19 protein-coding genes and 1 tRNA gene are annotated in these 23,187 nt (G+C 62.3%); 6 read left to right on the top strand and 14 right to left on the bottom strand.

The window, feature by feature from the left end; all coding sequences use genetic code 11:
- Position 1: 1 nt before the first annotated feature.
- The gene (locus ACR9ZN_RS27950) at positions 2-1,624 is read right to left on the bottom strand and encodes a Na+/H+ antiporter (RefSeq protein WP_454812553.1); all 1,623 of its coding nucleotides are present in this window, start codon (positions 1,622-1,624) and stop codon (positions 2-4) included.
- Between the two features lie 325 nt (positions 1,625-1,949).
- Between ACR9ZN_RS27950 and ACR9ZN_RS27945 the strand changes: the two genes are divergently transcribed.
- Together ACR9ZN_RS27945 and ACR9ZN_RS27940 are read left to right on the top strand one after the other, a co-directional pair.
- Positions 1,950-2,249: a DUF485 domain-containing protein gene (locus ACR9ZN_RS27945; protein WP_441771403.1), complete on the top strand. Its 300-nt coding sequence runs from the start codon at positions 1,950-1,952 to the stop codon at positions 2,247-2,249.
- Positions 2,249-3,928: a cation acetate symporter gene (locus tag ACR9ZN_RS27940; protein WP_481273723.1), complete on the top strand. Its 1,680-nt coding sequence runs from the start codon at positions 2,249-2,251 to the stop codon at positions 3,926-3,928. The genes ACR9ZN_RS27945 and ACR9ZN_RS27940 overlap by 1 nt, the downstream gene beginning before the upstream one ends.
- Positions 3,929-4,031: 103 nt before the next feature.
- Here the strand turns inward: ACR9ZN_RS27940 and ACR9ZN_RS27935 are convergent, their stop codons facing one another.
- The 3 genes from ACR9ZN_RS27935 to ACR9ZN_RS27925 form a co-directional block, all read right to left on the bottom strand.
- Positions 4,032-7,499 (bottom strand): 2Fe-2S iron-sulfur cluster-binding protein, encoded by a 3,468-nt coding sequence (locus tag ACR9ZN_RS27935; RefSeq protein WP_481273722.1) that lies wholly within the window; start codon positions 7,497-7,499, stop codon positions 4,032-4,034.
- Positions 7,496-7,831 carry a sarcosine oxidase subunit delta gene (locus tag ACR9ZN_RS27930; protein WP_481273721.1) on the bottom strand — a complete coding sequence of 112 codons (336 nt, stop codon included), beginning with the start codon at positions 7,829-7,831 and terminating at the stop codon, positions 7,496-7,498. The genes ACR9ZN_RS27935 and ACR9ZN_RS27930 overlap by 4 nt, the downstream gene beginning before the upstream one ends.
- 183 nt (positions 7,832-8,014) lie before the next feature.
- Positions 8,015-9,280 carry a sarcosine oxidase subunit beta family protein gene (locus ACR9ZN_RS27925; protein WP_481273720.1) on the bottom strand — a complete coding sequence of 422 codons (1,266 nt, stop codon included), beginning with the start codon at positions 9,278-9,280 and terminating at the stop codon, positions 8,015-8,017.
- A 257-nt stretch (positions 9,281-9,537) separates the two neighbouring features.
- On the opposite strand from ACR9ZN_RS27925, the gene ACR9ZN_RS27920 reads away from it, so the two are divergent.
- Both ACR9ZN_RS27920 and ACR9ZN_RS27915 read left to right on the top strand, forming a co-directional pair.
- Positions 9,538-9,627 (top strand) — tRNA-Ser (locus tag ACR9ZN_RS27920).
- Between the two features lie 126 nt (positions 9,628-9,753).
- Positions 9,754-10,017, top strand: coding sequence for a DUF2293 domain-containing protein (locus tag ACR9ZN_RS27915; protein ID WP_481273719.1), 264 nt, complete (start codon positions 9,754-9,756; stop codon positions 10,015-10,017).
- Between the two features lie 937 nt (positions 10,018-10,954).
- On the opposite strand, the gene ACR9ZN_RS27910 is transcribed toward ACR9ZN_RS27915, so the two are convergent.
- The 6 genes from ACR9ZN_RS27910 to ACR9ZN_RS27885 form a co-directional block, all read right to left on the bottom strand.
- Positions 10,955-11,869 (bottom strand): FRG domain-containing protein, encoded by a 915-nt coding sequence (locus ACR9ZN_RS27910; RefSeq protein ID WP_481273718.1) that lies wholly within the window; start codon positions 11,867-11,869, stop codon positions 10,955-10,957.
- A gap of 545 nt (positions 11,870-12,414) precedes the next feature.
- Positions 12,415-12,552, bottom strand: a complete 138-nt coding sequence (locus ACR9ZN_RS27905; protein ID WP_481274398.1) for a topoisomerase DNA-binding C4 zinc finger domain-containing protein — start codon at positions 12,550-12,552, stop codon at positions 12,415-12,417.
- 1,137 nt (positions 12,553-13,689) lie between these two features.
- Entirely contained in the window at positions 13,690-14,049 is a 360-nt protein-coding gene (locus tag ACR9ZN_RS27900; RefSeq protein ID WP_481273717.1) for a DUF4180 domain-containing protein, read from the bottom strand.
- A 23-nt stretch (positions 14,050-14,072) separates the two neighbouring features.
- A complete protein-coding gene (locus tag ACR9ZN_RS27895) occupies positions 14,073-14,576 on the bottom strand; it encodes a class I SAM-dependent methyltransferase (RefSeq protein WP_441771408.1) in 504 nt (167 codons plus the stop codon).
- 421 nt (positions 14,577-14,997) lie between these two features.
- Positions 14,998-15,264, bottom strand: coding sequence for a hypothetical protein (locus ACR9ZN_RS27890; RefSeq protein ID WP_434954932.1), 267 nt, complete (start codon positions 15,262-15,264; stop codon positions 14,998-15,000).
- Positions 15,265-15,937: 673 nt separating this feature from the next.
- Positions 15,938-16,756: a lytic transglycosylase domain-containing protein gene (locus ACR9ZN_RS27885; RefSeq protein ID WP_481274397.1), complete on the bottom strand. Its 819-nt coding sequence runs from the start codon at positions 16,754-16,756 to the stop codon at positions 15,938-15,940.
- 356 nt (positions 16,757-17,112) lie between these two features.
- On the opposite strand from ACR9ZN_RS27885, the gene ACR9ZN_RS27880 reads away from it, so the two are divergent.
- A complete protein-coding gene (locus ACR9ZN_RS27880; protein WP_454812538.1) occupies positions 17,113-17,742 on the top strand; it encodes a DUF4893 domain-containing protein in 630 nt (209 codons plus the stop codon).
- Between the two features lie 198 nt (positions 17,743-17,940).
- Here ACR9ZN_RS27880 and ACR9ZN_RS27875 read toward each other — a convergent pair whose 3' ends face one another.
- The 3 genes from ACR9ZN_RS27875 to ACR9ZN_RS27865 all read right to left on the bottom strand — a co-directional run bounded on the left by ACR9ZN_RS27875 (position 17,941) and on the right by ACR9ZN_RS27865 (position 21,295).
- Positions 17,941-18,618 carry an HAD family hydrolase gene (locus tag ACR9ZN_RS27875; protein WP_441771410.1) on the bottom strand — a complete coding sequence of 226 codons (678 nt, stop codon included), beginning with the start codon at positions 18,616-18,618 and terminating at the stop codon, positions 17,941-17,943.
- Between the two features lie 156 nt (positions 18,619-18,774).
- Entirely contained in the window at positions 18,775-20,163 is a 1,389-nt protein-coding gene (sthA, locus tag ACR9ZN_RS27870; RefSeq protein WP_434954929.1) for a Si-specific NAD(P)(+) transhydrogenase, read from the bottom strand.
- 217 nt (positions 20,164-20,380) lie between these two features.
- On the bottom strand, positions 20,381-21,295 hold the full coding sequence (locus ACR9ZN_RS27865) for an aminotransferase class IV (protein WP_481273716.1): 915 nt from the start codon (positions 21,293-21,295) through the stop codon (positions 20,381-20,383).
- A gap of 160 nt (positions 21,296-21,455) precedes the next feature.
- Here ACR9ZN_RS27865 and ACR9ZN_RS27860 point away from each other — a divergent pair, with 160 nt between their 5' ends.
- Positions 21,456-22,103 carry a glutathione S-transferase family protein gene (locus ACR9ZN_RS27860; RefSeq protein ID WP_481273715.1) on the top strand — a complete coding sequence of 216 codons (648 nt, stop codon included), beginning with the start codon at positions 21,456-21,458 and terminating at the stop codon, positions 22,101-22,103.
- 42 nt (positions 22,104-22,145) lie between these two features.
- On the opposite strand, the gene ACR9ZN_RS27855 is transcribed toward ACR9ZN_RS27860, so the two are convergent.
- Positions 22,146-23,180: a hypothetical protein gene (locus ACR9ZN_RS27855; protein ID WP_481273714.1), complete on the bottom strand. Its 1,035-nt coding sequence runs from the start codon at positions 23,178-23,180 to the stop codon at positions 22,146-22,148.
- Positions 23,181-23,187: the final 7 nt, after the last annotated feature.

The following is a 23,187-nucleotide window of genomic DNA, read 5'->3' as shown; positions in this document are numbered from 1 at the left end:
CTCACCCCGTCGCGAAGCGTGCTTCCAGCAAATCAAGCTCGCGCACCAATCTGCGGGCCACCTCATCCGAAAGCCGCCGGGTCCGGGCGAACTGGAAGATCTGGTCGCGCTCGGCCCTGAGGCCCGCCAGGCGCAGCTGGCGCTCGATCTCGTCGATACGCCGCGTCAGCTCGGCTTCCTCACCGGTCTGCAGCCTCCCGTCGATGCGCTGGCGATAGAGATCCATGATTCGCACGCTGGCATCGGCATAGAGATCGGCATCGCTGCGCCCCAACCCCAATTCGTGCTGGGTCCGCTCGATCGCCTTGATCGCGGCTTCCGCCGCGGCGATGCGGGCCTGGTCCTCTTCCTCCTGATGCGAGGGCTCGGGCGGCAGCTCAAGGCCTTTGAGCAGGCGGGGAAGCCCCACGCTCGCAGCCACCAGGGACATCACGATCACCCCGGCCGCCAGGAAAATGGCAAGATCGCGCGCCGGGAAAGGCGAACCGTCGGTCAGGGTCAGGGGTAGCGTCAGCACGCCGGCCAGGGTGATGGCACCGCGCACGCCGGCCAACGAAGCGGCGGCGATCAGCCGCCAGCTCGGCAGTACCTCCACCTTGCCCTTGCGCGCGGCCCGGAACAGGGTGAAGCGCAGCGAGGTCCACACCCACAGGAAACGCAGGATCGCCAGCGACAGCGTGATAGCGAGGACATAGACGATCATCCAGATCGCGCCATGGCTTTCGGCCGCAGCGGCGACGATCTGCGGGATCTGCTCGCCTAGCAGCACGAAGATGATGCCGTTGGCAGCGAATTGTACCATGTCCCACACCGCACCGCCGCGCATGCGGGCAGCGACCAGCGACTGGCCGAGGCGCTCGACATAGCTCATGGTCATGCCGGCGGCTACGGCAGCCAGGATGCCCGAGCAATGCAGTTCTTCGGCGAGGAGATAGGCGGCAAAGGGGATCAGCAGGCTGACCAGCACCTGCGAACCCGCCTCGTCGCCGAAGCGGCGGGCGACCCAGCGATTGGCGAGGGACGCCCCCCAGGTAACGGCGATGCCGATGGCGACGCCACCGCTCGCCACCCAGATGAAAGTGCCGAGCGCGCTGGTGAAGGAGAAGGTGCCGGTCAAGGCCGCGGCGACGGCAAAACGCATGCAAACGAGGCCGGAGGCGTCGTTCAGCAGCGATTCGCCTTCCAGCACATGCATCAGCCGCTTGGGCACGGGGACCCTGGCAGCGATGGCCGATACCGCAATGGGATCGGTCGGCGAAACGACGGCCGCAAGCGCAAAAGCCACCGCCAGCGGCATGGAAGGGATGATCCAGTGGATGAAGAAGCCGACACCGATCACGGTGAAGACCACCAGGCCCAAAGCGAGCTCTATGATCGTCCCCTTGTCGCGGAACAGGCCGTCCTTGGGGATGCGCCAGCCATCCAGGAACAGAAGCGGCGGCAGAAACAGGAGGAAGAAGACCTGCGGGTCGAGCTCGACCTTGAAGCTGGCGAAGGACGCGATGAGCGCGCCGAAACCGATCTGGACCAGCGGCAGCGGCAGGACGATCGGCAGCATCCTGGCCAGCGCGCCGCTGAGAACGACCGCCAGCAACAAAAGTAGAATGACCGAGATCGTCTCCATGCCCGCCTTATCCGCTCGTGACGCGGTCAAGCTAGGTAGCGGCTGTTAAGATATTGTTGACCAGTCCGAGTTTTCACCAGTTCTCCGGGGTGCGTCGGATCCAGCATTCCCTCCGGCCGGTAACGACTCTCCTAAGGAATCAGGTACGGCCGAAGCCCGATCATCGGAATAGCTCCCAACAACAAGCGCAAGGCGTTCAATGGATTGGGAATAGCCGCAATTGTCCATTGCGCGACATGTTGGCTTAATCCTAGGTTGAACCGGACGGTGGACCTGCAAAACATTTGGGCCGCCTTGCCTGCAAGGTGTCGTCGGGGGAAACGCAATGTCTTCTTACAAATCCATTGAGCAAAATCCAAAATATCAGGAACTCGTAAGGCGCCGGCGAACGCTTGGCCTTACGCTTTCGGCCATCATGATGATCATCTATTTCGGCTTCATCCTGGTCGTCGCCTATCTGCCCGGCGTGCTGGGCCAGCATCTGGGTACTGGGGTGACCACGATCGGCATTCCGATCGGCCTGCTCGTCATCATCACCGCCTTCATCCTCACGGGCATCTATGTCCGCAAGGCCAATGCCGAATTCGACACACTGACCCGTGAAATCGTCGAGGAGGCCCGCTGATGGCACGCCGCGCCCTTCTCCTCGCCGCCCCTATCCTCGCCCTGACGGCAAATCGGGCCTTCGCCGATGCGGTCTCGGGGCCTGTGCAGCAGCAGGCCACGAACTGGCACGCCATCATCATGTTCGGCCTGTTCGTGCTCCTTACCCTGGCCATCACCGCCTGGGCGGCCCGCCGAACCAAGTCGACCTCCCAGTTCTATACGGCGGGCGGCGGCATCACCGGTTTTCAGAACGGCCTCGCCATTGCAGGCGATTTCATGTCGGCCGCCTCCTTCCTCGGCATTTCCGGCCTGGTCTATCTTTCCGGCTATGACGGCCTGATCTATTCGATCGGCTGGTTGGTCGGCTGGCCGATCGTGACATTCCTGATCGCCGAACCCCTGCGCAATCTCGGCAAGTTCACCTTCGCCGACGTGGCGTCCTTCCGCTTCAAGCAGACGCCGATCCGCGTGCTGGCGACCTGTGGCACCCTGGTCACGGTCGCCTTCTACCTGATCGCGCAGATGGTCGGGGCCGGCAAGCTGATCCAGCTCCTGTTCGGCCTGCAATACAGCTACGCCGTCATTATCGTCGGTGTCTTGATGATGCTCTATGTCACCTTCGGCGGCATGGTCGCCACCACCTGGGTGCAGCTCATCAAGGCCTGCCTGTTGCTCGGTGGCGCCACCTTCATGGCCCTGATGGTGCTGGCGACCTTCTCCTTCAGCCCCGAGGCCCTCTTCGCCAAGGCCGTCGAGGTCCATCCCAAGGGCCAAGCGATCATGCAGCCGGGATCGCTGATCTCCAATCCGATCTCGGCCATTTCGCTCGGCCTCGCGCTGATGTTCGGCACGGCCGGCCTGCCGCATATCCTGATGCGCTTCTTCACCGTCGCGGACGCCAAGGCGGCCCGTAAATCGGTGTTCTACGCCACCGGCTTCATTGGCTATTTCTACATTCTCACCTTCATCATCGGCTTCGGCGCCATCACCCTGGTCTCGACCAATCCGGAGTTCCTGACCGATCCGGCCAAGGGCCTGGCCTCCATCCGCGGCGGCGAGAACATGGCGGCCGTGCATCTGGCTTCGGCCGTCGGCGGCAACATCTTCCTCGGCTTCATCGCCGCCGTCGCCTTCGCAACCATCCTGGCGGTGGTATCAGGCCTGACGCTCGCCGGCGCTTCCGCCATCAGCCACGACCTCTACGCCACGGTCATCAAGGGCGGCAAGGCCAAGGAGCAGGACGAGATCCGCGTCTCCAAGATCACCACCGTCGTGCTCGGCGTGGTCGCCATGGTGCTCGGCATCACCTTCGAGAACGTCAACGTCGCCTTCATGGTTGGCCTGGCCTTCGCCATCGCCGCCTCCTGCAACTTCCCGGTATTGCTGATGTCGATGATGTGGCGTGGCATGACCACGCGCGGCGCGGTCATCGGGGGCTATCTAGGCCTGATCTCCGCCCTCGTCGGCGTCATCCTCTCGCCCGGCGTGTGGGAAGCCGTGCTCGGCCACCCCAAGGGCTCGGCGCCGTTCCCCTATTCGAACCCGGCGCTGTTCTCGATGGTGCTCGCCTTTGCCGGAATCTGGCTGTTCTCCAAGCTCGACAACAGCCAGCGCGCCGCCCAGGACCGGGCCGGCTTCGACGATCAGTATGTCCGTTCGCAGACCGGTATCGGTGCCGCGTCGGCCAGCAAGCATTGAGGCAAGGGTGGCCCGGATGAGGTTCACCCCTCATCCGGCTGCCGCCACCTTCTCCGGCAGGGGGATGAGGGGGCTTCCTCAAGCCCGCAACCACCGTGTCACCTCAATCCAGCTTCAGACCATATTCGGCCGCGCTTTCGACCAGCACCTCGGCGAAAGCCTGGGCCAGGGTCGAGGGCGCAAAAAGATCATAGGCCGGCTCGTCGGACACCTGATGCAGCAGGACGGGAATCTGCGCCATCACGGTCCGTGCGACACGACCCGGCCCGAACACGCGCGGATGCAGGTCGATCCGGCATAGTTTCATGAGGGCGGTGCGGGCCTTGGCGCCCGACAGGCGCAGCACGCCGAAGGCGGAAGACAGATCCACCACCGAAGCGCTCTCGCCGAGCGCATGTTTGAGGCTGACGGCAAGGCTGCCCGGCCGGCCATGCTTGTCCAGAACCAGCCAATCGCCGGGACCTGATGACAACACCTTCAGGGCCCCCGAGACCGCCGACCGGCCCGGCTCGGGTAGATCGAGCCCGAATTCTGCCTGGAGCGCACGGCGCAGGGCCGCATCGCCGCCCCGCCGCAGCTTGATCTCGGCGATGTCGGGACTGCGCTCGGCCAGTTGCACCTCGGCGACGCGATCAGAGGGGCGATCCGGAATCAAAGCATGATGACCGGGCACGGAACGCGGCAGAGGCAGCGGCTCGACGGCTCCGACCGGCGAAGCGTCCTTCACCCTGAGATTATCCGGATCGATGAAATGCGGGGAGACGATGGTGACCTCGCAGGCTTCGCCGCGCACGGGATCGGCGGCATGAAGCCTCTGGCCGATCCGCTCCTTGCCGCCGCGCAGCAGGGCAAGGCCGATGAACCCCTCCCCCTGCGTGGTCGGGCAGGCCGCGGTGAGGAAGCCCAGGCTCTCCTTGGCTTCGGCCGAGGCGGTGAGATGGGCACCGGCCCGCAGCTTGCGGCCGGAGTCGTCCACCTTCACGCCGACCAGGGTAAGGCGCCCGGCATCGGTCAGGCCAGGACGGCCTGCCAGGACACGGCCGACATAATCGCCCTTTTTCTTGAGCATGCGGCCAAGGCCGAGATCATCGGCCGTGGTCTGGCCGTTGAGTTCGCTGCCCGCCACATGCCCTTTCTCGATCCGCAGCAGATTGAGGGCATCCAGCCCATAGGGCTTGATGCCGAAGGGCTTGCCGGCGGCGAGGATCGCTTCCCATACCGGCTCGGCATGGCCCGATGGCACCGAAACCTCATAGGCGAGTTCGCCCGAGAAAGAGATGCGGAAGAGCCGGCCGGAAACCCCGGCGATCACGGTCTCGACGACAGCCATGAAGGGAAAGGCCTGGCCATCGAGGTCCTGGCTGGCGATGCGGGAGAGCACCGCCCTTGCCTTCGGCCCGGCGACCGCGAAGGTCGCCCATTGTTCGGCGACATTGGTGATCTGGACGTCGAGATCGGGCCACACCGCCTGATGGTGGAATTCGAGATGCTCCAGCACCGGCCCGGCATTGGCCGTGGTGGTGGTGACGAAATAATGGTCCTCGGCCAATCGCGATGTGGTGCCGTCGTCGAAGACGATGCCGTCCTCGCGCAGCATCAGGCCGTAGCGCGCCCGTCCCACCGGCAGCGAGGAGAAGGCGTTGGCATAGATACGATCGAGGAAGACGCCCGCATCGCGGCCCTGAACGTCGATCTTGCCGAGCGAGGAGGCATCGGTGACGCCGACGGCCTCTCGGACGGCCTTCGCTTCGGCCAGCACCGGCGCCCAGCTTGTATCGCGCGAGGGGGAATAGACCAGGGGCCGTAGCCACAGCCCGAGCTTGACGAAGACGGCGCCATGCCGTGAATGCCAGTCATGCAGAGCGAGCCGGCGCTTGGGCCGGAAATGCTCGCCCGTCTCGGCGCCGGCAAGCGCACCGAAGGAGACCGGCGCGGCATAGGGCCGGAAGGTCGGCAGGCCCGTTTCGGCGATGCTCTCGCCCTTCTCGCCGGCGAGGATGGCACTCCCGACGAGGCCACCCGTCTTGCCCTGGTCGGTGGCCATGCCGAGCGTGGTGTAGCGCTTGGCGTGCTCGACATGGCCATAGCCTTCGCGCACCGCGAGCCGCAGGTCATCGGCGGTGACGTCGTGCTGCAGGTCGACGAAGGCCTTTCCGACGAAGGCCTTGCGGGAGCCGCGCGAAACCTTGGCCTCCCAGAAGGGCTGGGGCGGCGTGCCCTCGCCCTCCGGCCCCGCGGCATCGCCGACGAGCTCGATCCGCTCATTGCCCCTGGCGCGGAAAGACACGGCCTTTTCGTCCCATTCGAACGGCAACCGGGCCTGGCCGGCCAGTTGCAGCCGGGGATCATGGCCGCCCGAGATGCAGAGCAGATCGGCCAGCAGCATTTGCGGCCGCAGCCTTGCCGCGATCGAGGTGATGGTCAGGACATGGAGGGGAGTGCCTTCGGTGGCGGAGACCTGCGACCCGAACCAGACGGGGATGCCCGATCGCTCCGCCTCGCGGCCGGCCGCCGAATCAGCCCTGACATCGATGATACCGGCAATCTCGACGCCGGCTTGCGCAAGCTGCCTCACCGCCTCATAGGCGCGATCATTGTTGACGAAGAAGGCCGCCCGCCGGCCCGGCGCCACGCCGAAACGCGCGGCGAAGGTCGCGGCCGCCGAAGCCAGCATCACCCCGGGCCGGTCATTGCCGGGAAAGGCGATCAGGCGTTCCTGTGCGCCGGTGGCGAGCACGATCCTGCCCGGGCGGATGATCCATTGGCGCTGGCGCACCTCGTTCGGCTTCGGCGTGGCGCGATGATCGGCCACCCGCTCGACGGCGCCGACCACCAGCCCGTCATAGAGCCCATAGGCACCGGTGCGGTTGAGCAGCGTCACCTCGGGAAGCGCCGCAAGTTCGGCGAGCTTGTCCGTCAGGCCATCGCGCATCGCCGGATCGAGCAGCGCCGAGCCGCCGAAGGCGAAGTCCTGTTCCAGCACGATCACGCGTTTGCCGGCCCGCCCCGCCGCCAGGGCGCTGTCGAGCCCTGATGGGCCGGAGCCGACGACCAGCAGATCGCAATGGGCATGCATGGTGTCGTAGCTGTCGGGATCCGGCTCCCGCGCCGCCCGCCCCAGCCCCGCCGCCCGGCGGATCAGCGGTTCATACACCTTCTCCCACCAGGCTGGCGGCCACATGAAGGTCTTGTAGTAGAAGCCCGCCGGCAGAAAGGGCGAAAGCCAGCCATTCACCGCGCCGAGGTCGAAACCGAGCGAAGGCCAGCGGTTCTGGCTCACCGCCTCCAGTCCCTCGAAGAGTTCGATCGTGGTCGCTGGAATGTTGGGTTCGCGCCGCGCGCCTTTGCGCAGTTCCACCAGGGCCGAGGGCTCCTCGGGCCCAGCCGTGAAGATGCCGCGCGGCCGGTGATATTTGAACGAGCGCCCGACGATGCGCACGCCATTGGCCAGGAGCGCCGAGGCGAGCGTATCGCCGCGATAGCCGTGCAGGATCTTGCCGTCGAAGCGGAAGGACAGCGGCTTGCCGCGATCGACCTGCCCGCCCTCGGCGAGGCGATGGGGACCGCTCATGCCGAACGCTCCGGCAGGGCGATCTCGTCATGCCCAGGCAGAGTTTCCCGGCGGGACCCATCGGTGGCCCCCGCCGGGAAACTCTGCCCGGCAACCACGGTCTGGATCTCGTGGTTGACCGTATCGCGCAGCACCTTCAGCACCTGCCGGCAGCCATACACATGCTGCCACCATTCCAGATGCCAGCCTGCCGGATTGGCGCGCTCATAGACATAGTAGTAATAGGCTTGCGCCTCGGCCTCTTCGCCCGGCCGCCGCACCGAAGCATCGCCCCGATAACGGAATTCGACCTCGTCGCGCAGGCCGCAATGGGGACAGGCAATTCTCAGCATGATGGGCGAGCCTCGACGGTCAGGACGCTTCGCAAATCCGCTGGACCGAGAGGGCTGTCATCCCCGGCGCCACCGCAGGTGGCGGGAAGGGGATCCAGGGGCTGACGAGCACGATCCATGGCCCCTTCCCCTCGCTCTGCTCGGCCGGGGATGACAATTGCGGTCATTGCGATGCTTCTCATCTCAATGCATCCAGGCATAGGGGCCGATGCCCCGTTCGTCGATCGCCCGCCCCTCCCGGAAGCGTTGCAGGCCGAAATGGGCGATCAGCGGGTGTGGCGCGCCGGTCGCCACCAGATGCGCCGTGGTGAAACCGCCGGCGGGGATCGCCTTGAAGCCGCCATAGCACCAGCCGCCATTGAGGTAGAGATTGCGCACCGGCGTCGTCGAGATGATCGGATTGCCGTCGGCGGTCATGTCCATCGCCCCGCCCCATTGGCGCAGCACGCGCAGGCGCCCGAGGGCCGGCATCAGCGTGAGGCCGGCCGCCAGCACATCCTCCACCATCGGCAGGCTGCCCCGCCTGGCATAGGAGTTGTAGCCATCGAGCGCCCCGCCGAAGACGAGGCCGCCCTTGTCCGACTGGCTGACATAGAAGTGGCCGGCGCCATAGGTGACGACGCAGTCGATCAGCGGCTTGACCGCCTCGGAAACGAAGGCCTGCAGCACATGGGTCTCCAGCGGCAGGCGGAAACCGGCCATACCGGCCAGCAGCGAGGAATGCCCGGCCACCGCGAACAGCACCTTGCCGGCGCGGATGCTGCCGAGGCTGGTTTCAACACCGGTGATCGCCTCGCCTTCACGCGTGAGGCCGGTGACCTCGCAATTTTCGACGATGTCGACGCCGCGCCGGTCGGCGGCACGGGCATAGCCCCAGGCGACCGCATCGTGGCGAACGGTGCCGCCCCGCTTTTGCAGGAAGCCACCGAGCACGGGAAAGCGACCGTTGTCGACATCGACCAGCGGCACCAGGCGCTTGACGCCCTCCTTGTCGAGCAGTTCGGTATCGACGCCTTCCAGCAGCATCTGGTTGGCACGGCGGGCCAGCAGGTCGCGCTGGCCGTCCGCATGCACGAGGTTGAGGGCGCCGCGCTGCGAGACCATGGCATTGTAGTTGAGCTCGGCCTCGAGCCCTTCCCACAATTTGAGCGAAAAGTCGTAGAAGCGGATGTTCTCGGGCGAGAAATAATTGGAGCGGATGATGGTGGTGTTGCGCCCGACATTGCCGAGCCCGATGCCGCCGCGCTCCAGCACCGCGACATTGGCGATGCCGTGATTCTTGGCGAGATAATAGGCCGTGGCAAGGCCATGCCCGCCGCCGCCGACGATCACCACGTCATAGGCCTGTTTGGGCGCCGCCTTGCGCCAGGCCGGCCCCCAGCCGCGATGTCCGCGCAACGCCTCCAAAGCGAGGCGAAATCCCGAATAGGCGGAAGAGGTGACGGACATGGGCTCCGCTGTAATGCCGCGAGGGCGCCTGCCCGACGCAGGCGCCCCCCGACTTAAGCACCTCGCCCGCCGCTGGCAATCGAAACACCGACACAGACCTCGATTTTGTTGGCGGAACCCCGGCGCCGGGGAGACCCGCACAGATCATCCCGCCGTGATCCCGCGCAGCACCGCTGCCGCAACTTTCTCCCAATTTTTCCGCCGTTCCGGTCTTGCCCCGCGCGACGCATATCTATATGAAGCGCCCGACCAGCTGCGGAGAGGTGGCAGAGTGGTTGAATGCACCGCACTCGAAATGCGGCATGGGGGCAACTCCATCGGGGGTTCAAATCCCTCCCTCTCCGCCATTTATCCCTGAAATCATTATCGTTTTTGGCACGAAGGTGGCGATCTCTGAGATGCGTCTTGCCAATTAAGTGCACTGTCACCGTAATTGCAAAGTCGCCTCGCGCCCGTGGTGGACGAAAACCACGATGGGGCGAGCGGTGGGCATCACCATTGACAACCATGTCCGTCATAAGATGACCGACTATGAAAGCCTCTACCAAATCAACGGCATAACGCGAGAAGAGGCGCGCACAATCATCCTGCCGAGTGTGAACGCCATTCTCCGCTCGTGGCAGGAAGCGCCCGAGAATGGGGGTTATGACAGCCCAGAGGGACGGCGGGTCTGCCTCACAAGCAAGAGCGGGGAGGTGATCAACGCCAGAATTCGCAGGGTTCCTCGCGTGGTCTAGTCGGTGCACTACGGGCGTTGCGAGCGGGTCAGTTTGGGCCGTGCTATGGTGGCGCTCTGCGCTGATATGAGGAATTTACCGTGTTCAATTGGTCGGTAGAGCGCTTTGCGGCTCTTGTCGCGGCATGCGTGGTAGGCGGATGGCTTGGCGCGGCGTTCGCCTATAGCCAAAGATCAGACCCGAACGAAGGCTTTTGGCGGTGGCTCAACACCCCGCACCTGTCGAGTAGGGGACTGCCTGAACAACTTGTGTGCACCGTTGTGGGGTCCTTGGTGGTGGGCGGCATCGTGTTGGTTTGGGGGAAAGCGGGGCAAAAGAGATAGATAGAAGTTTCAAAGCGGGCGCGATACCATCCACGTGCTTTGATCTCCGGGCGCGTGCGCGACATCGCGAGGGGGGCATGGGGGGATTGCGCGACTATTCCAGTCGAGGCCTCTCCTCAGATTTTTCCGGCAAAACATTTCGGTGCCCCTAGTGGGCAGGTGCAGGTCCCCTTGTGCGGGAGCGTTCTGGTTAGCCGTCCTATCCATCGCCTGGACCAGTGCCTCTAACCGCAAGATGGTAAATCTCGCCTGCGACAGGAGGTCCTTCAGTTCCTTCTCGGGAACCTTGGCAGGCTCCTTACAGGCAACCTGGAGGCGGTCGGTTAGGTTTGTGTATCGACTATCGTCCATGTTGCGACTCTCCTTTTCGAAGGGTCTTCATAGCACCCGTGAGGGGCGCACTGAAGCTCATTAAAGGACACGCATAGGGCAACCTACCGGGAACGATAGGCTGGCGTATACGGGCTCCTGGTCGATGGCACGGGTGTTGCGGCTCGTGCCTCTGCCGCCTCATTCAGGATATCTTGAAACACTCTTTGGCACAGGAAGAAACTCCACTCAATCACAGAGAATTGTCCGGATGCCACTATGTATATGCCGATGAAATCCGAGAATTAATTGCCCAAAATATCCATAATATCGGAAGACTTTGCTTTCTCCCATTTTCTTTTAATATATCTCGATGTGTATTCTACCTCAGGAAAAAGAGATCTAGAGTTTATATTTAGAATATCTAATTCAGAAATTATTTTCGATTTGCTATCTTTAGGGATATCAATCTGGGACAATTTAAAGGAGACGACATTGTCGAATGATTTGTACGATAATAGACCGGCAGCGACGAAAGCTCCAGACTGAGCCATTACACGTCTATTTGACTTTGATGGGTAAACGAAAAAATATTTGCGAAAATCAGTGGCTCGTATTTTATTTTGAAAATACGGCTTCTCCATTCTAACAAATTGTGCAAGACGTTCCGTGCTTTCCAGTTGTTGCAATTTGCTGTCAGGTGACTTTCGATCCGATACAGTTTCCTTCAATTCATCTCGTTCGTCATCTGTCAGTCGAGATAGATTGCAAATCAAACTTACTGTATCGCTATCCGGATAGCGAATATTCTCTTTACGAAAATCTAAAATTAAAACTTTTCCATCTTTGTCGCGCTGCGGCTCATCTGAACATGCAAAAAATAATCCAACGAGTGGGTTTAGCGAGACATCCAGCAATCGTGTAGGAAGCCCATAGTGTTGGGCGCGGACAAGGCGACCAAACATGGTCTTGTCTTCTGTGAACTCCGTAGGTGCTTCCGCCATTAGTTCGCTGATAATGTTGCTTTCTGCCTCACTACGTAGGCCCCGCATTACAGAGGGCATCAATTTCCAAGATGCGCTTGCCTCTCCCCGAAAGCAGCGCACTCCAGTTGTAGGTTTTAATTTATATATTTCATTGAGAAATGATGTCACACTGTTGACGCTAACCGACTGTGCCTCTTGTGCCCTCTTACGGGGTGCAGTTAAAGCCTTTGCCACGTTTGCTCCCTGTGACTCTATTTATCAAACGCGTAATGACATAAGTCGTCTTTGCAGTAAACAATTAGATTTAAACTTGGCCTATGTGACTCCGTGAGAAAACAATGAAAAAGTAATCAGATAGGCGTCACTGTTGCTTGTGCGTCGATTGTTTCGGCAGTTTCACCGCTTCGACGCACCGCCGTGCTTGTTTCATCAGTGGCCTCGCAGAATATCGCCCGAGCGTTATGCTCTTCCGCTTATGGCCCACGACAATAGCAATGGTGTTTTCCGGTTGGTCGGCGCATTCTGCCTTGGTGATGAACAGGAAGGAATGGAAATTGACTAAGGACCGTCTTTTGATCGGCATCTGTTCACCGGCACCCTGCCCGTAAAGCCTTCGGGTTGGCAATGTTGACTGTAGGCCCCTATAGCATCTGGAACCAACTACCACGATAGCGCCGCTGCGGCAGTCCTCGCGAGAGACTGCGGGGAGTCTATGGCCCGCATTAATGGACACGCATTGGCAATCTACCAAGAATGATAGGCTGGCGCATACGGGCTCCCTAGAGCTCCTCTGGCGGTAAGGTTCGCGTACCTTTGCAGTTTGGGTAGCGGCTGCACCCCATGAAAAATCGCCTTTTATTGCGACCGCGTCGAGCTAACCGTTTTTGCAAAGGAAACCCACACAACGGGCAGGCCATGCCGCTCTCGGCGGCCTCTTGCTTGATCGCGTCATCGCTTGCCTTCTGTATCTCCGCTGCCTGCGCGCGTTCGCGCATAGCCCCGGCATCCTCGATGGACTGGCGCCACAACCACATAGCGGTCGATGCGCCGAGCGATAGAAGCAATGATAGGAAGCCCTTACCATGATCTGAAACCCCTCCATGCCATGAACATGCACCTCTCAAACCGATGGAATGCGAGCGCCAGCCATCTCTGCATGTTGTCGGCAAGAAATACCCAAGGACGACACTAGAAACGATGCTAGTGACGAGGAATGTAGCAATGGTCGCTACAATGGGATTTCTAATGAACGAAGGTAAGTTGCGCATGAGGTGAGATTACATTGATTATCTCACAGTCGCGAACCCTTTGCGCGAGAGCCAGAGAATGAGTTATGGGGGAAAGCGCGTTTCCAACCTCGCTGAGGCTCCTGCTAGAAAGTTTGAGGTGAGATATTTTGTCCCCTTTTAGGTTACCCTACTGATCGGTAAGCATGAATATTGGGGGTTACAATGATCAAACAAGCAGTGATTGCTATGGGTGCCGTACTCGCCAGTTCCATCTGCGCGGACGCGGGAAAATATCGGATATTTGGGCCGGGCGCCTCCAGTTGCGCAACGTGGTTATCCGGCAACAAGGCTAGAGGCGATGTATGGATAACAGGAGCGTGGACGATGTTGGACCTCTGGCGCTCTAAGGCCACTCCAGACAGGGCAGACGTGGGGCACTCGACAGATGCCCTTGGCATCCTCGGGGAGGTCGAAAAGTTGTGTCGAGAAAATCCTTCACTCGGCCTAGCAGAAGCCACGGTTCGCGTATTCGAGACCCTTAGACAAGAGGGCAGATAGGAAGTGTATTTGAGGCATCATGACGGTAGACGTTGGTACGTGGCGGTGGTACAAACCATTCAAACTGATCATAGCCTAAGATACTGAAATATAAAGATTTATAGGCGAAGAAGGGCCAGTCCCTCCCTCTCCGCCATTTACTCCTGAAATTATTGTCGTTTTCGACCTGATGGTAACTAGTCGTACCATTGGTCCCGTTTTCGCCTAGCTCACCCCGTTTGAGACGGCGCCGTCATTTGCGGAAGAGACAGGCGCCCCGCTGCCAGCTTACAACCGGCTGCGCAACTCCGCCAAATCGGCGGCGAACCAGATGTCCTGGCCGCGATTGGCCTCCCGGACGAAATCACGCAGGGCATCGCTGCCGGCGATCCAGGCCGAGATATCGCCGATCACGGCGAGGCGCATGCGATAATTGACGAATTTCTGCGCCACGGCGCCGGCGAGCCGCGTGCGCAGGCGGAAGAAGTTGTCGCCAAGCCGCGTGACCGGAATGGCAACCAGCCCCGCCTCGTGTTCCCAGGCCTTGCTGAGAAAATCGTTTATATCGGCTTCGCTGGCGAGCTTCTCACCGTCTGCAGCACAGACGAGCACCCGGACGCCGCCGATCTCCTCGACGCTGTCGTTCATGGTCGTTCTCCCGGTGGCCCGCCTCAGACGATCTCGTAGATGTGATACTGATCGCCCGTCGCCTGCGGAAACGCCCGGCGCCGGAAGGCGGGCGGCAGCTTGCCGTCCACCAGGGCAATATCGACATTGGAGATATAGAAGCCTCCCTGCGCCATCAAACCGGGCAGATAGGCGATGATATCGGCCACGATCGGCACGGCGCCCTGCCGGTCCTTGAGGCCGAGGTCGGAATGGGCCAGCGCGGCCTTGCGCGGCAAGCGCTGTCCAGCCGTGCGGATGGTATCGCCGATATCGCCGAGGAAGAGCAATTCATCCGCCGGGCGCACGAAGACATTGGGGCTCACGCGCTTTTCGAAGGCATAGATATCCCGATCGGGAAAGTTCTGGCGCAAATGGTCATAGGTCCGGCCATGGCCGAGGCCGAATTCGAGCACCGGCCCCTCGATCCCCCGGATGAGCTCGACGGCGAGGTCGAGGCAACTGCGCTGGGCCGTCATGCGATTGATAAAATTATCGAGATAACTCATTATCCATTTCACATCATTGCAGAAATCCCGGCCGGCCGTTCTCGGCTGCCGTCCCGGCGGGCGCCGGAAGCCGGCTCCCGGACGCTGTGTCCGGGCCGGATATACCGGCCGTCATAAGCCACCGGCCCGGCGCGAGGCAAGCGATCCGGCGGCCTCTCGCGACACGGCGCGGCCTGACAGAAGCAGCGTGCCGGTGTCTCTCAATGTCCGTCAAATTTGCCGGTGTGCGCGAACACAACGTAGCGGCTACGTTGATTCTGCGAACGGCGCGGCACTCTCCGAACAGATCCCCTCCCTGCCGTGTCGTTCGTGTCTTTCCAGCTCGTCTCTCTCTCGTCTAACCTCCCAGCCCGCGCAAGCGGGCTTTTTCTTTTCCTGCGTGCATTGACCAGACAAATCGGTTGCACTGATTTCCGTTCGGTTACTCTCTGGAATAGGGAATGGCGATCTCCGCCCGTTCCAGCAGCCACTCCCAGTGGCCGCGGGCATAGCCGCGCGAGACGTCGGCAAGGAGCTTGGCCATCTCGCCCTCGATCGCCGCGATCTCGGCCATGGCGTGGCTGTTGGCGACCAGCAAGACGCGCACCGCCGCACGCGCATCGCCGTCACAATCGGCGATGACGCGCTCCACGCTCGCTTCCAGATCTTCCGGCAAAGCCTGTTCGGATTTGCTGGCTTGCGAGGTCATTGACGGTTCTCCCTGTTCAGAGGACTGGAATCGGCAGATATCTCGCCCCACCGGGACGGTGCACGAGCCCTGCCCCGATGACGGAACGGGCGTCTGCTGCCCGCCCCGGCCTTGATCAGCACGAACGCAGGGCAAAGCGCGTTCATGCGAGAACGTTTTTGCTCCAACGCCTTGTTTCGAGATGCCGTTGCGATTCATCCGCTTCGGCAAATCGCAAAATGCTTTCGGATTCGAGACCGGAAAATTAGGCGAGCCGGCTGCGGCTGTCGAGCATTTTGTTCATGTTATGTTCCGGAATAAACGACACCGACACGAGCCTGGTCCCGATCTCCCGCAGCCAGGCAAGACGCCTGAAAAAATCTGCACGAAGCATGGAACCAAATCCCGGCCCACCGGTTGAGTGTGTAGTCGGATGCCTTGAGACCGTTCCTGGCATTCGAGCGGGCTCGCCCGCATGACTTCGAGCTGTTGACGCACTCGTAGTTTCCTCGGGCTTTTTGGCCCGACCCAACGACCCAACTGCCGGGTGCCCCCGCATCCGGCTTTTTCTTTGCGCCGACCGCTACGGCACAAGATCCGATTTCGGAATCGGATCCCGTGCCGTGGATCTTTGTTGTCGCATCGTTTTTGCCGAAAACCGGAGTCCACTTTTCGGCACGATGCTGCTGCAGCCTCAATTGCGCAGCACCGCGCAACTTCCGCCGACGCGGTGCAGCTTGTCACACAGCAGACTCGCCTCGCGCAGGCTGCGGGCTGGCAGGCGGACACGATAGAAGGCCCGCCGGCCGCGCCCGGCCATGCGCGTGCCGACAATCAATGTCTCCCGGCCCGCCAGAACGGCCGAGAAGCGCTTCACCGCCCGCTCGTAAGAGGCGATGGCGATCGCCTTGGAGAAATTGCCGGACAGCTGCACGCCGAAGGGCGCATAGGGGCCCTCGATCAGGCGCGGCACCTCCCTGCGCACGGTGGTGACGACGGCGAGGCAATCGACCGGCTTGGCGGCGGGCTCCTCCCCGGCCTTGAGCCCGTCGTTCGAAACCCAGTCGTCAACGCTGCGATGGGTGATGAAATAGACATAGGCACGTGTTTCCGAGGGCAGATAGCGCCCGCCCGCCAGCCAGTCCGAGAGGCGCTTGGGCCCGGCATTATAGGCCGCCAGCGCCAGCCCCCAATTGCCGAACTGCGTCTTGAGCGCGCTGAGATAGGCGGCCGAAGCCGGAATCGCCTTTTCGGGATCGAAGGGATCGTCGAGTTGCCATTCGGCCGCCGTGCCAGGCATGAACTGGGCGATACCCTGCGCGCCGGCACTGGAGATGACGTGGGGACGGAAACTGCTCTCGCGCCAGATCAGCCGGGTGAAGAGTTCGGGCGGAATGCCCTTGTCCTTGGCCGTGGTCTCGATCAGACGGCAGATCGCCTCGTCCAGGCTCTCCTGGCGCGCCTCGGCTCGGCCCACTATGGCCATGCCGGCGAAGGCGGCAAGAAGCAGCATCGTCGTCAAGCAGATTACTCTCGATCGTGGCCCCGGCCCGATCGAGAGTAATCCGCAAGACATCAAATATTTGCAGAATTTTCCGGCGGGGTCCATGGACGGAGCCCGTCGGAAAACTCTGCTTGGGAAAAGCCGAAGGTTCACAAACAAGGCCCCGCCACTGCCAGCGCGGCCTTCTCTATCGCCATAGCCGAGCTCCTCGGCAAGTGCTTCTTGGCGTCCTGCTGTTTCTTGACCTCCTGCTTCCTGGCTACGACGGGCCGGCCTTTGGGTAATGACCCATGACGCCGCGGCCGCCTTGCCAGGATCGCCTGGACTGGTGCAAACAGGGCACCCCGCCACTTGGAAATTCCATCATGACGAGATGTCATTGGGCCGTAGTCGCTCTCGCCTGGTTCGCGGCCTCCACCGGCACGGCCCTGGCCGCCTCCGAATTCGATCCCACGCCGCTATTGCCTGTTTCGATCGAGGAGGCCGACCGCTCCCGTCTGATGAATTTCGAGCAGACGCGCCGCAGCGCCGTCGATGCGGTGCTCGGCTCCAATGCCCGCCACACCGCCGACGGCATCGCCCTGGAGGAGATCCTCGCCGGCGATCCCAGGCCGATCGCCAATACACGCGAACTCGTCGGCAATTGGCGCTGCCGCAGCGCCCAGCTCGACGACGGCTCGAAGGCCAATGACGGCAAGGGCAGCATCTATGCCTATCCCTATTTCAAATGCGCCATCAGCGAGCGCGGCGGCAAGCTCTTCTTCGCCAAGGTGAACGGCTCCCAGCGCGTCAGCGGCTTTCTCTACCGCGTCAGCAACACCCGCTTCGTCTTCCTCGGCGGCAATGCCAATGGCGACGATCCGCCGGTCGCCTATGGCGCATCGCCCAAATCCGACGCGGTGGCCTATCTGTTCAAGGCTGGCCCGCGCAAGCTGCGCCTGGAACTGCCGCAAACCTGCTGCAGCACGCTCGAGATCCTCGAACTGGTGCGCTGAGCCTGCCGGCTCTCGGGGGGCTGGTCTTCAGACCAGCCTGAAGCGCGGCGCCTGCCAGGGATGAAGATGCCGGGTCTGAAGTGCCAGAGCGATGCAACCCCTCATCCGCCTTTCTCAGGTTTGTTCGGAAGACCTTGAAAGGGATCTGAAGGCCCGCCCCCGGATTCATGCCGTCGGCGGCAAAGAAGCACGAAACATCTATCCCGCCCGCGTGAAGGCAGCCCGGTCCAGGGACAGAAGATCGCCGATGCGCTCGATGGTGACGTCGGGCTTGGGATCGACAGTGTTCATATCCGCTTCCAGGGCGTAATGGCCCTGGCGCACGAAGATGGTGGTGAGCTTGTCGCCCATCACCGCCTTCATCTTGGCGAGCAGGCGGGGCTTGTCGTCGACCATGGCGTAATGCTCGGCCGGATAATGGCGCTGCACGGAGTCCAGCATCTGCTCCTTGTGCAGATAGATCATCACCCGCCCTTCCACCGCGTCCCACAGGCCGGCGCGCTGCACCTTGCGCGGCTGGAACACGATGTCGCCATCTGAAAGCACGGCGGGAGCGCTGAAGCTCTTGAGATGGGCGATCGCTTCCAGCGCCTTCGGGAAGACGCGCTCGGCGAAGGGATATTCCAGGAGAAACTTAGACATCTGGAGCAGGTCGGGGTCGTCGTCCAGCCCGGCGCGGAAGAGCTGGAGTGCGGCGAGATAATCGGCATAGCCGTAATCGTCGCGGATCTTGCCGTAGATCGTCCAGTAGCGCGCGCGCTGGTCCGCTCCGAAGGCTTCCTCGATATGGTCGCCGAGGTCCTCGCCAAAGCGGTCATTGTCGAGCAGCGTGTTGTCGACGTCGAGAAGGACGACGAGCTTGCGGTCAGGGGACACGGCGAACTCCTATGATGTTACGCGAAGTAGAGACAGGGCGCGGACAGGGCCGCGCTACAGTACAGGATCCGATATTGGAATCGGATGCTGTACTGTAAGACTTTGTTGCCGCATCGTTTTTTCCGAAAACCGGCATCCACTTTTCGGTACGATGCTCTAGCGCCCCATCCGGTTCCAGGCGTCGAGGCCGGCGATCTTGTAGGCCTCGGCGAGGGTGGGATAGTTGAAGGTGTTCTCGATGAAATAGTCGATCGTGCCTTTGAGGTTGAGCACGGCCTGGCCGATATGGATCAGTTCGGTCGCGCCCTCGCCCAAGATGTGCACGCCGAGCAGGCGGCGCGTCTTGGTCGAGAAGATCATCTTCATGATGCCGCTGTCGAGCCCCATGATGTGGCCGCGCGAGGTCTCACGCAGCCGGGCGATGCCGACTTCGTAGGGAATGCCCTTCTGGCGCACTTCCTCCTCGGTCAGGCCCGTGGTGGAGATCTCCGGCACCGAATAGATGCCATAGGGGAAATATTCGGGTGGCGGCGGCGGTTCGAGGCCGAAGGCATGGCAGGCGGCCACCCGCCCCTGCTCCATCGAGGTGGAGGCGAGGCTGGGAAAGCCGATGACGTCGCCGGCCGCGTAGATATGCGCCACCTCTGTCTGCAGGGTCGCCGGATTGACGCCGATGCGGCCGCGATGATCGGTCTTGAGGCCGGCCGCGTCGAGGTTCAGCCTGTCCGTATTGCCGACGCGCCCGGCGGCGAACATCAGCATCTCCGATGACACCTTGCGGCCATCGCCCAGCTTGGTGACGACGCGGCTCTCCTCGCGCTCGATCGAGACCACCGGGGAACCCAGGCGCAGCGAGACGTTGCGGTCCCGCAATTCATGCATGAACTCCTCGATCAGCTCCTTGTCGATGAAATCGAGGAAGCTCGAGCGCGGCTCGATCAGCGTGACGGCGACGTCGAGAGCACTGAAGATGGTGGCATATTCGACGCCGATCACGCCCGCACCGATCACGGTGAGGCTGCGCGGCAGCCGGGGCAGCTCGATGATCTCGTCGCTGTCGAAGACATTATCGGAATTGAACGGCACATAGTCGGGGCGGAAGGGCTGCGTGCCGCAGGCGATCAGGATGTAATTGGCCGTCACCGTGCTGCGCGTGCCGGTCTCCGTGGTGATCTCGATTTCGTGCGGGCCGAGAAAGCGTGCTTCGCCGCGGGCCGTGCGCACGGTGTTGCGGCTGAACTGATGCTCCAGCACCTCGACCTCGTGGTCGAGTGTCTTCTGGAGGCGGACCATCAGGTCGGTGGCGCCGATATCCTGCTTGACCCGGTAGGCCCGGCCGTAGAAGCCACGCTCGCGCCAACCCGACAAGTTCAGCACCGTCTCACGCAGCGTCTTGGAGGGAATCGTCCCGGTGTGCACCGACACGCCACCCACGCGCCGGCCCTTCTCCACCACCAGGACCGACTTGCCGAGCTTGGCCGATTGCACGGCGGCGCGACGGCCGGACGGGCCCGAACCGATGACGAGCATGTCATAATCATACATGGAGGGAAGTCTCTAGGCCGTTGGAACAAGGTGTCGAAAAGGCGGGAAGTGCCCGGGAGCATGGTCATGCTGCATGACAGCATGAATGCACATAGGGCTGCCACCTGCCAAGAGACAAGAAAAAATGCCGCGACGACGTCGAACCATCTGCCATGCAGCCGGCGGAATGAAGCGTTGTTTGCCTTCTCCGCGAAGCGGGGGAAGACAGGTCGCGCGCCTATCCTGGCGCCCGGCCCGACAGCACATCCTCCACCGCCGTCGACCAACTGCCATTCGTGTGCTTGGCCCAATAGGCCTCGAGCAGCGCCCGGGTGACCGGCCCCATGCGGCCCTCGCCGACGGCGGCGCCATTGATCCGCGTCACCGGCATGATGCCGCCGGCCGTCGAGGTAATGAAGACCTCGTCGGCAGCCCGCGCCTCGGCCGCCGTCACGACCCGCTCCTCCAGGGGAAAGCCGAGTTCGGCGGCGAGTTCGATCGCGCTCTGGCGCGTAACGCCACGCAGCACGCCGCGATCGGGTGTGGCGATCCGGCCCTGGCGCACGGTGAAGATGTTGAAGCCCGGCCCCTCGGCGAGGTTGCCGTCGGCATCGGTCAGCACGGCGCTCTGCGCGCCGCGATCATAGGCATCGTAGAGGCCCATGACGAAATCCAGCCAGTGATAGTTCTTGACGGTGGGATCGACCGAATCCGGCGGGATGCGGCGAATGTCGGACAGCACGATCGGAAGCCCGGCCTCGCGCTGTTCGGGCTTGAGGATCCAGCCGAACGGAATGGCAAAGCAGATCAGTTGGTTATGGGCCTCCCTGGGGTCGCGCGAGAAGGTCGGTGAGATACCGCGCGTCAGCACCATCTCGACATAGGCATCCTGGAGCCCGGAGCGGGAGACGCATTCGGCGAGAATCTGGACCAGCTTTTCGGGCGAGACCGGCAGCGTGAGGCGCAGCCTGTCGGCCGAGCGCAGGAATCGCTCGATATGGGTGTCGAGGCGGAAGAAGCGGCCCTTCCAGACATGTACGACGTCATAGGTCGCGTCCGAATGCAGGAAGCCCCAGTCGAGCACCGAGATCTTGGCTTCAGACATCGGCACGAAGCCGCCATCGATATAGGCTGTTCCGGCAGGATAGTTCATGCGGCCCCACTCTTGCCCCGCGACCTTTGATCGGAATCGGGCATGCGCGATCTGCGCCCGGTAATGAAAATAATTCAAGACCGATGTCGCCCTCCGCCAGGCTCATTCGTCGTCACGATAGGAGGCCGAAGAAATTCGCCCAGGCAAGGAAATGGATACGATGACGATCACCATCACGGCGTTTGAACGATCACCCGATGGCGGCAAGGGACTGGCACGCGATACGCGCGTTCGCTGGGCGCTCGAAGAAGTGGGCCAGCCTTATGAGGTTCGCCTGGTTTCCTTCGCGCAGATGAAGGCGCCTGGCCATCTGGCCATCCACCCCTTCGGCCAGATCCCCACTTACGAGGACGGTTCTCTGTCGCTGTTCGAGACCGGCTCGATCGTCTTTCACCTCGCCGAGCGGCATGCGGGCCTGCTGCCTGGGGATCGCGATGCCCGAGCGCGGGCGATCACCTGGATGTTTGCCGCACTCAACACCGTCGAGCCGCCGATCCTCGACCTGACGACAGCACGGATCTTCGAAGCCGACAAGCCCTGGAGCGCGGAGCGCCTGCCCTTGGTAAAGGACCGCGTTCGGGCCCGGCTCGACCAGCTCTCCGCCCGGCTGGGCAACGCCGACTGGCTCGATGGGGCGTTCAGCGCAGGTGATTTGTTGATGGTATCCGTGCTGCTGCGACTGAGAATGTCGGGCCTTCTGGACGAATATCAAAACCTGGCCGCCTATGTCGCCCGCGGGGAAGCTCGGCCCGCTTATGTCAGGGCCTTTGCCGCGCAATTTGCGATCAACGCCCCGTCAGCCCGTTGAAACATGAGCTCGCAAAGCCGAGCCGACAGCACAGACTACGCTCTAGTTTGGCCCCAGCGCATGGCCGCGAATGCGATAGCCGAGTGTGAGCGGCATTCCCGGCTCGATCGTGATCGCCGTGCGCACGCCGGACTGGGCGATGGGATTGTCCGAGGCGGCGATCACCGAGCCGAAATCGAAGGCCGAGGCCACGGGCTCGACGCCCACGCACAGATGGCGCCCGTTCCAGGGCGGGAATTTGCGCCCGCGATTGCTCATCCACAAGAGGCAGGACGGCAGCTTTGTGGTGTCCCAGGAAAGATCCCAGGCAACCCGGTCGTGCTCGTCGATGAGATGGACGCCGCCTTCGATGCCGCAGAGTTGCATTATGTCCTCGCGGTCGTCGGCGAAGGGCAGCCTGTCGAAACGCTCGCTCCCGCCTGACTTGACCGCGACATCGGCAAGCGTCGTGAACCTCCTGTCCGGCTCGGCCCGGGCTGCCGCTTCGGCAACGGGATGGCTGAGGCCGAAACGATAGGTACCGGGCTCGATGCGAAAGGATCCTGGTTTTCCACGCAGGGCGAAGTTGGGATGAAAGCCGAACGGCCTGACGCAACGGTGCCGGGCCCGGATCTCGACAGAAACATCCAGTTCCGCCTGCCCGTCGATCGGGCGGATCGTGCGTGTGATCCTCTCGATGGGCGAGTCGCTGGGATAATCGAGGCCGAGGGTGATCGCATCTTGCGTGCGCGACACCAGGCTCCATTCGGCGGCAGCGCTGTGGCCATGCAGCAGGTGATCACTCGGGCCGAGCGGATGGCCGCTGTCCGGCAACGAAGCATCCACCAGCCCCCGCCAGGCGCCGATCAGGGGATCGTCGCTGCTATAGAGCCTCCCAAAGGGCAGGCAGGGCCAGTCGCCCCGGAGGTTCTCCAGGCCCGGCTCGACTTTTTCGCCGGCCGTGATCCAGGGCGCCTCGTGGAAGGGTTCGACGAAGCGGCCGTCCTCCAAGCGAAAGCGCGTGCGGCCCAGGGCGGCAGCGCCGGCATGTACCGTCACCTGGCCATGCGACCAGTCGAGCGACCAGGTTTGCGGCATGTAGATT

Source organism: Labrys sp. HAY1-8F (assembly GCF_056754975.1).
The sequence above is the reverse complement of the archived record's forward strand: the minus strand, read 5'-3'. Positions and strand labels throughout refer to the sequence as shown.

What these genes read in the sequence shown, in the direction of transcription:
- ACR9ZN_RS27950 (WP_454812553.1), bottom strand. Translation starts at nt 1,624, where the DNA reads ATGGAGACGATCTCGGTCATTCTACTTTTGTTGCTGGCGGTCGTTCTC.
- ACR9ZN_RS27945 (WP_441771403.1), top strand. Translation starts at nt 1,950, where the DNA reads ATGTCTTCTTACAAATCCATTGAGCAAAATCCAAAATATCAGGAACTC.
- ACR9ZN_RS27940 (WP_481273723.1), top strand. Translation starts at nt 2,249, where the DNA reads ATGGCACGCCGCGCCCTTCTCCTCGCCGCCCCTATCCTCGCCCTGACG.
- ACR9ZN_RS27935 (WP_481273722.1), bottom strand. Translation starts at nt 7,499, where the DNA reads ATGAGCGGTCCCCATCGCCTCGCCGAGGGCGGGCAGGTCGATCGCGGC.
- ACR9ZN_RS27930 (WP_481273721.1), bottom strand. Translation starts at nt 7,831, where the DNA reads ATGCTGAGAATTGCCTGTCCCCATTGCGGCCTGCGCGACGAGGTCGAA.
- ACR9ZN_RS27925 (WP_481273720.1), bottom strand. Translation starts at nt 9,280, where the DNA reads ATGTCCGTCACCTCTTCCGCCTATTCGGGATTTCGCCTCGCTTTGGAG.
- ACR9ZN_RS27915 (WP_481273719.1), top strand. Translation starts at nt 9,754, where the DNA reads ATGGGGCGAGCGGTGGGCATCACCATTGACAACCATGTCCGTCATAAG.
- ACR9ZN_RS27905 (WP_481274398.1), bottom strand. Translation starts at nt 12,552, where the DNA reads ATGGCCTGCCCGTTGTGTGGGTTTCCTTTGCAAAAACGGTTAGCTCGA.
- ACR9ZN_RS27900 (WP_481273717.1), bottom strand. Translation starts at nt 14,049, where the DNA reads ATGAACGACAGCGTCGAGGAGATCGGCGGCGTCCGGGTGCTCGTCTGT.
- ACR9ZN_RS27895 (WP_441771408.1), bottom strand. Translation starts at nt 14,576, where the DNA reads ATGAGTTATCTCGATAATTTTATCAATCGCATGACGGCCCAGCGCAGT.
- ACR9ZN_RS27890 (WP_434954932.1), bottom strand. Translation starts at nt 15,264, where the DNA reads ATGACCTCGCAAGCCAGCAAATCCGAACAGGCTTTGCCGGAAGATCTG.
- ACR9ZN_RS27885 (WP_481274397.1), bottom strand. Translation starts at nt 16,756, where the DNA reads ATGCTGCTTCTTGCCGCCTTCGCCGGCATGGCCATAGTGGGCCGAGCC.
- ACR9ZN_RS27880 (WP_454812538.1), top strand. Translation starts at nt 17,113, where the DNA reads ATGACGAGATGTCATTGGGCCGTAGTCGCTCTCGCCTGGTTCGCGGCC.
- sthA (WP_434954929.1), bottom strand. Translation starts at nt 20,163, where the DNA reads ATGTATGATTATGACATGCTCGTCATCGGTTCGGGCCCGTCCGGCCGT.
- ACR9ZN_RS27865 (WP_481273716.1), bottom strand. Translation starts at nt 21,295, where the DNA reads ATGAACTATCCTGCCGGAACAGCCTATATCGATGGCGGCTTCGTGCCG.
- ACR9ZN_RS27860 (WP_481273715.1), top strand. Translation starts at nt 21,456, where the DNA reads ATGACGATCACCATCACGGCGTTTGAACGATCACCCGATGGCGGCAAG.
- ACR9ZN_RS27855 (WP_481273714.1), bottom strand. Translation starts at nt 23,180, where the DNA reads ATGCCGCAAACCTGGTCGCTCGACTGGTCGCATGGCCAGGTGACGGTA.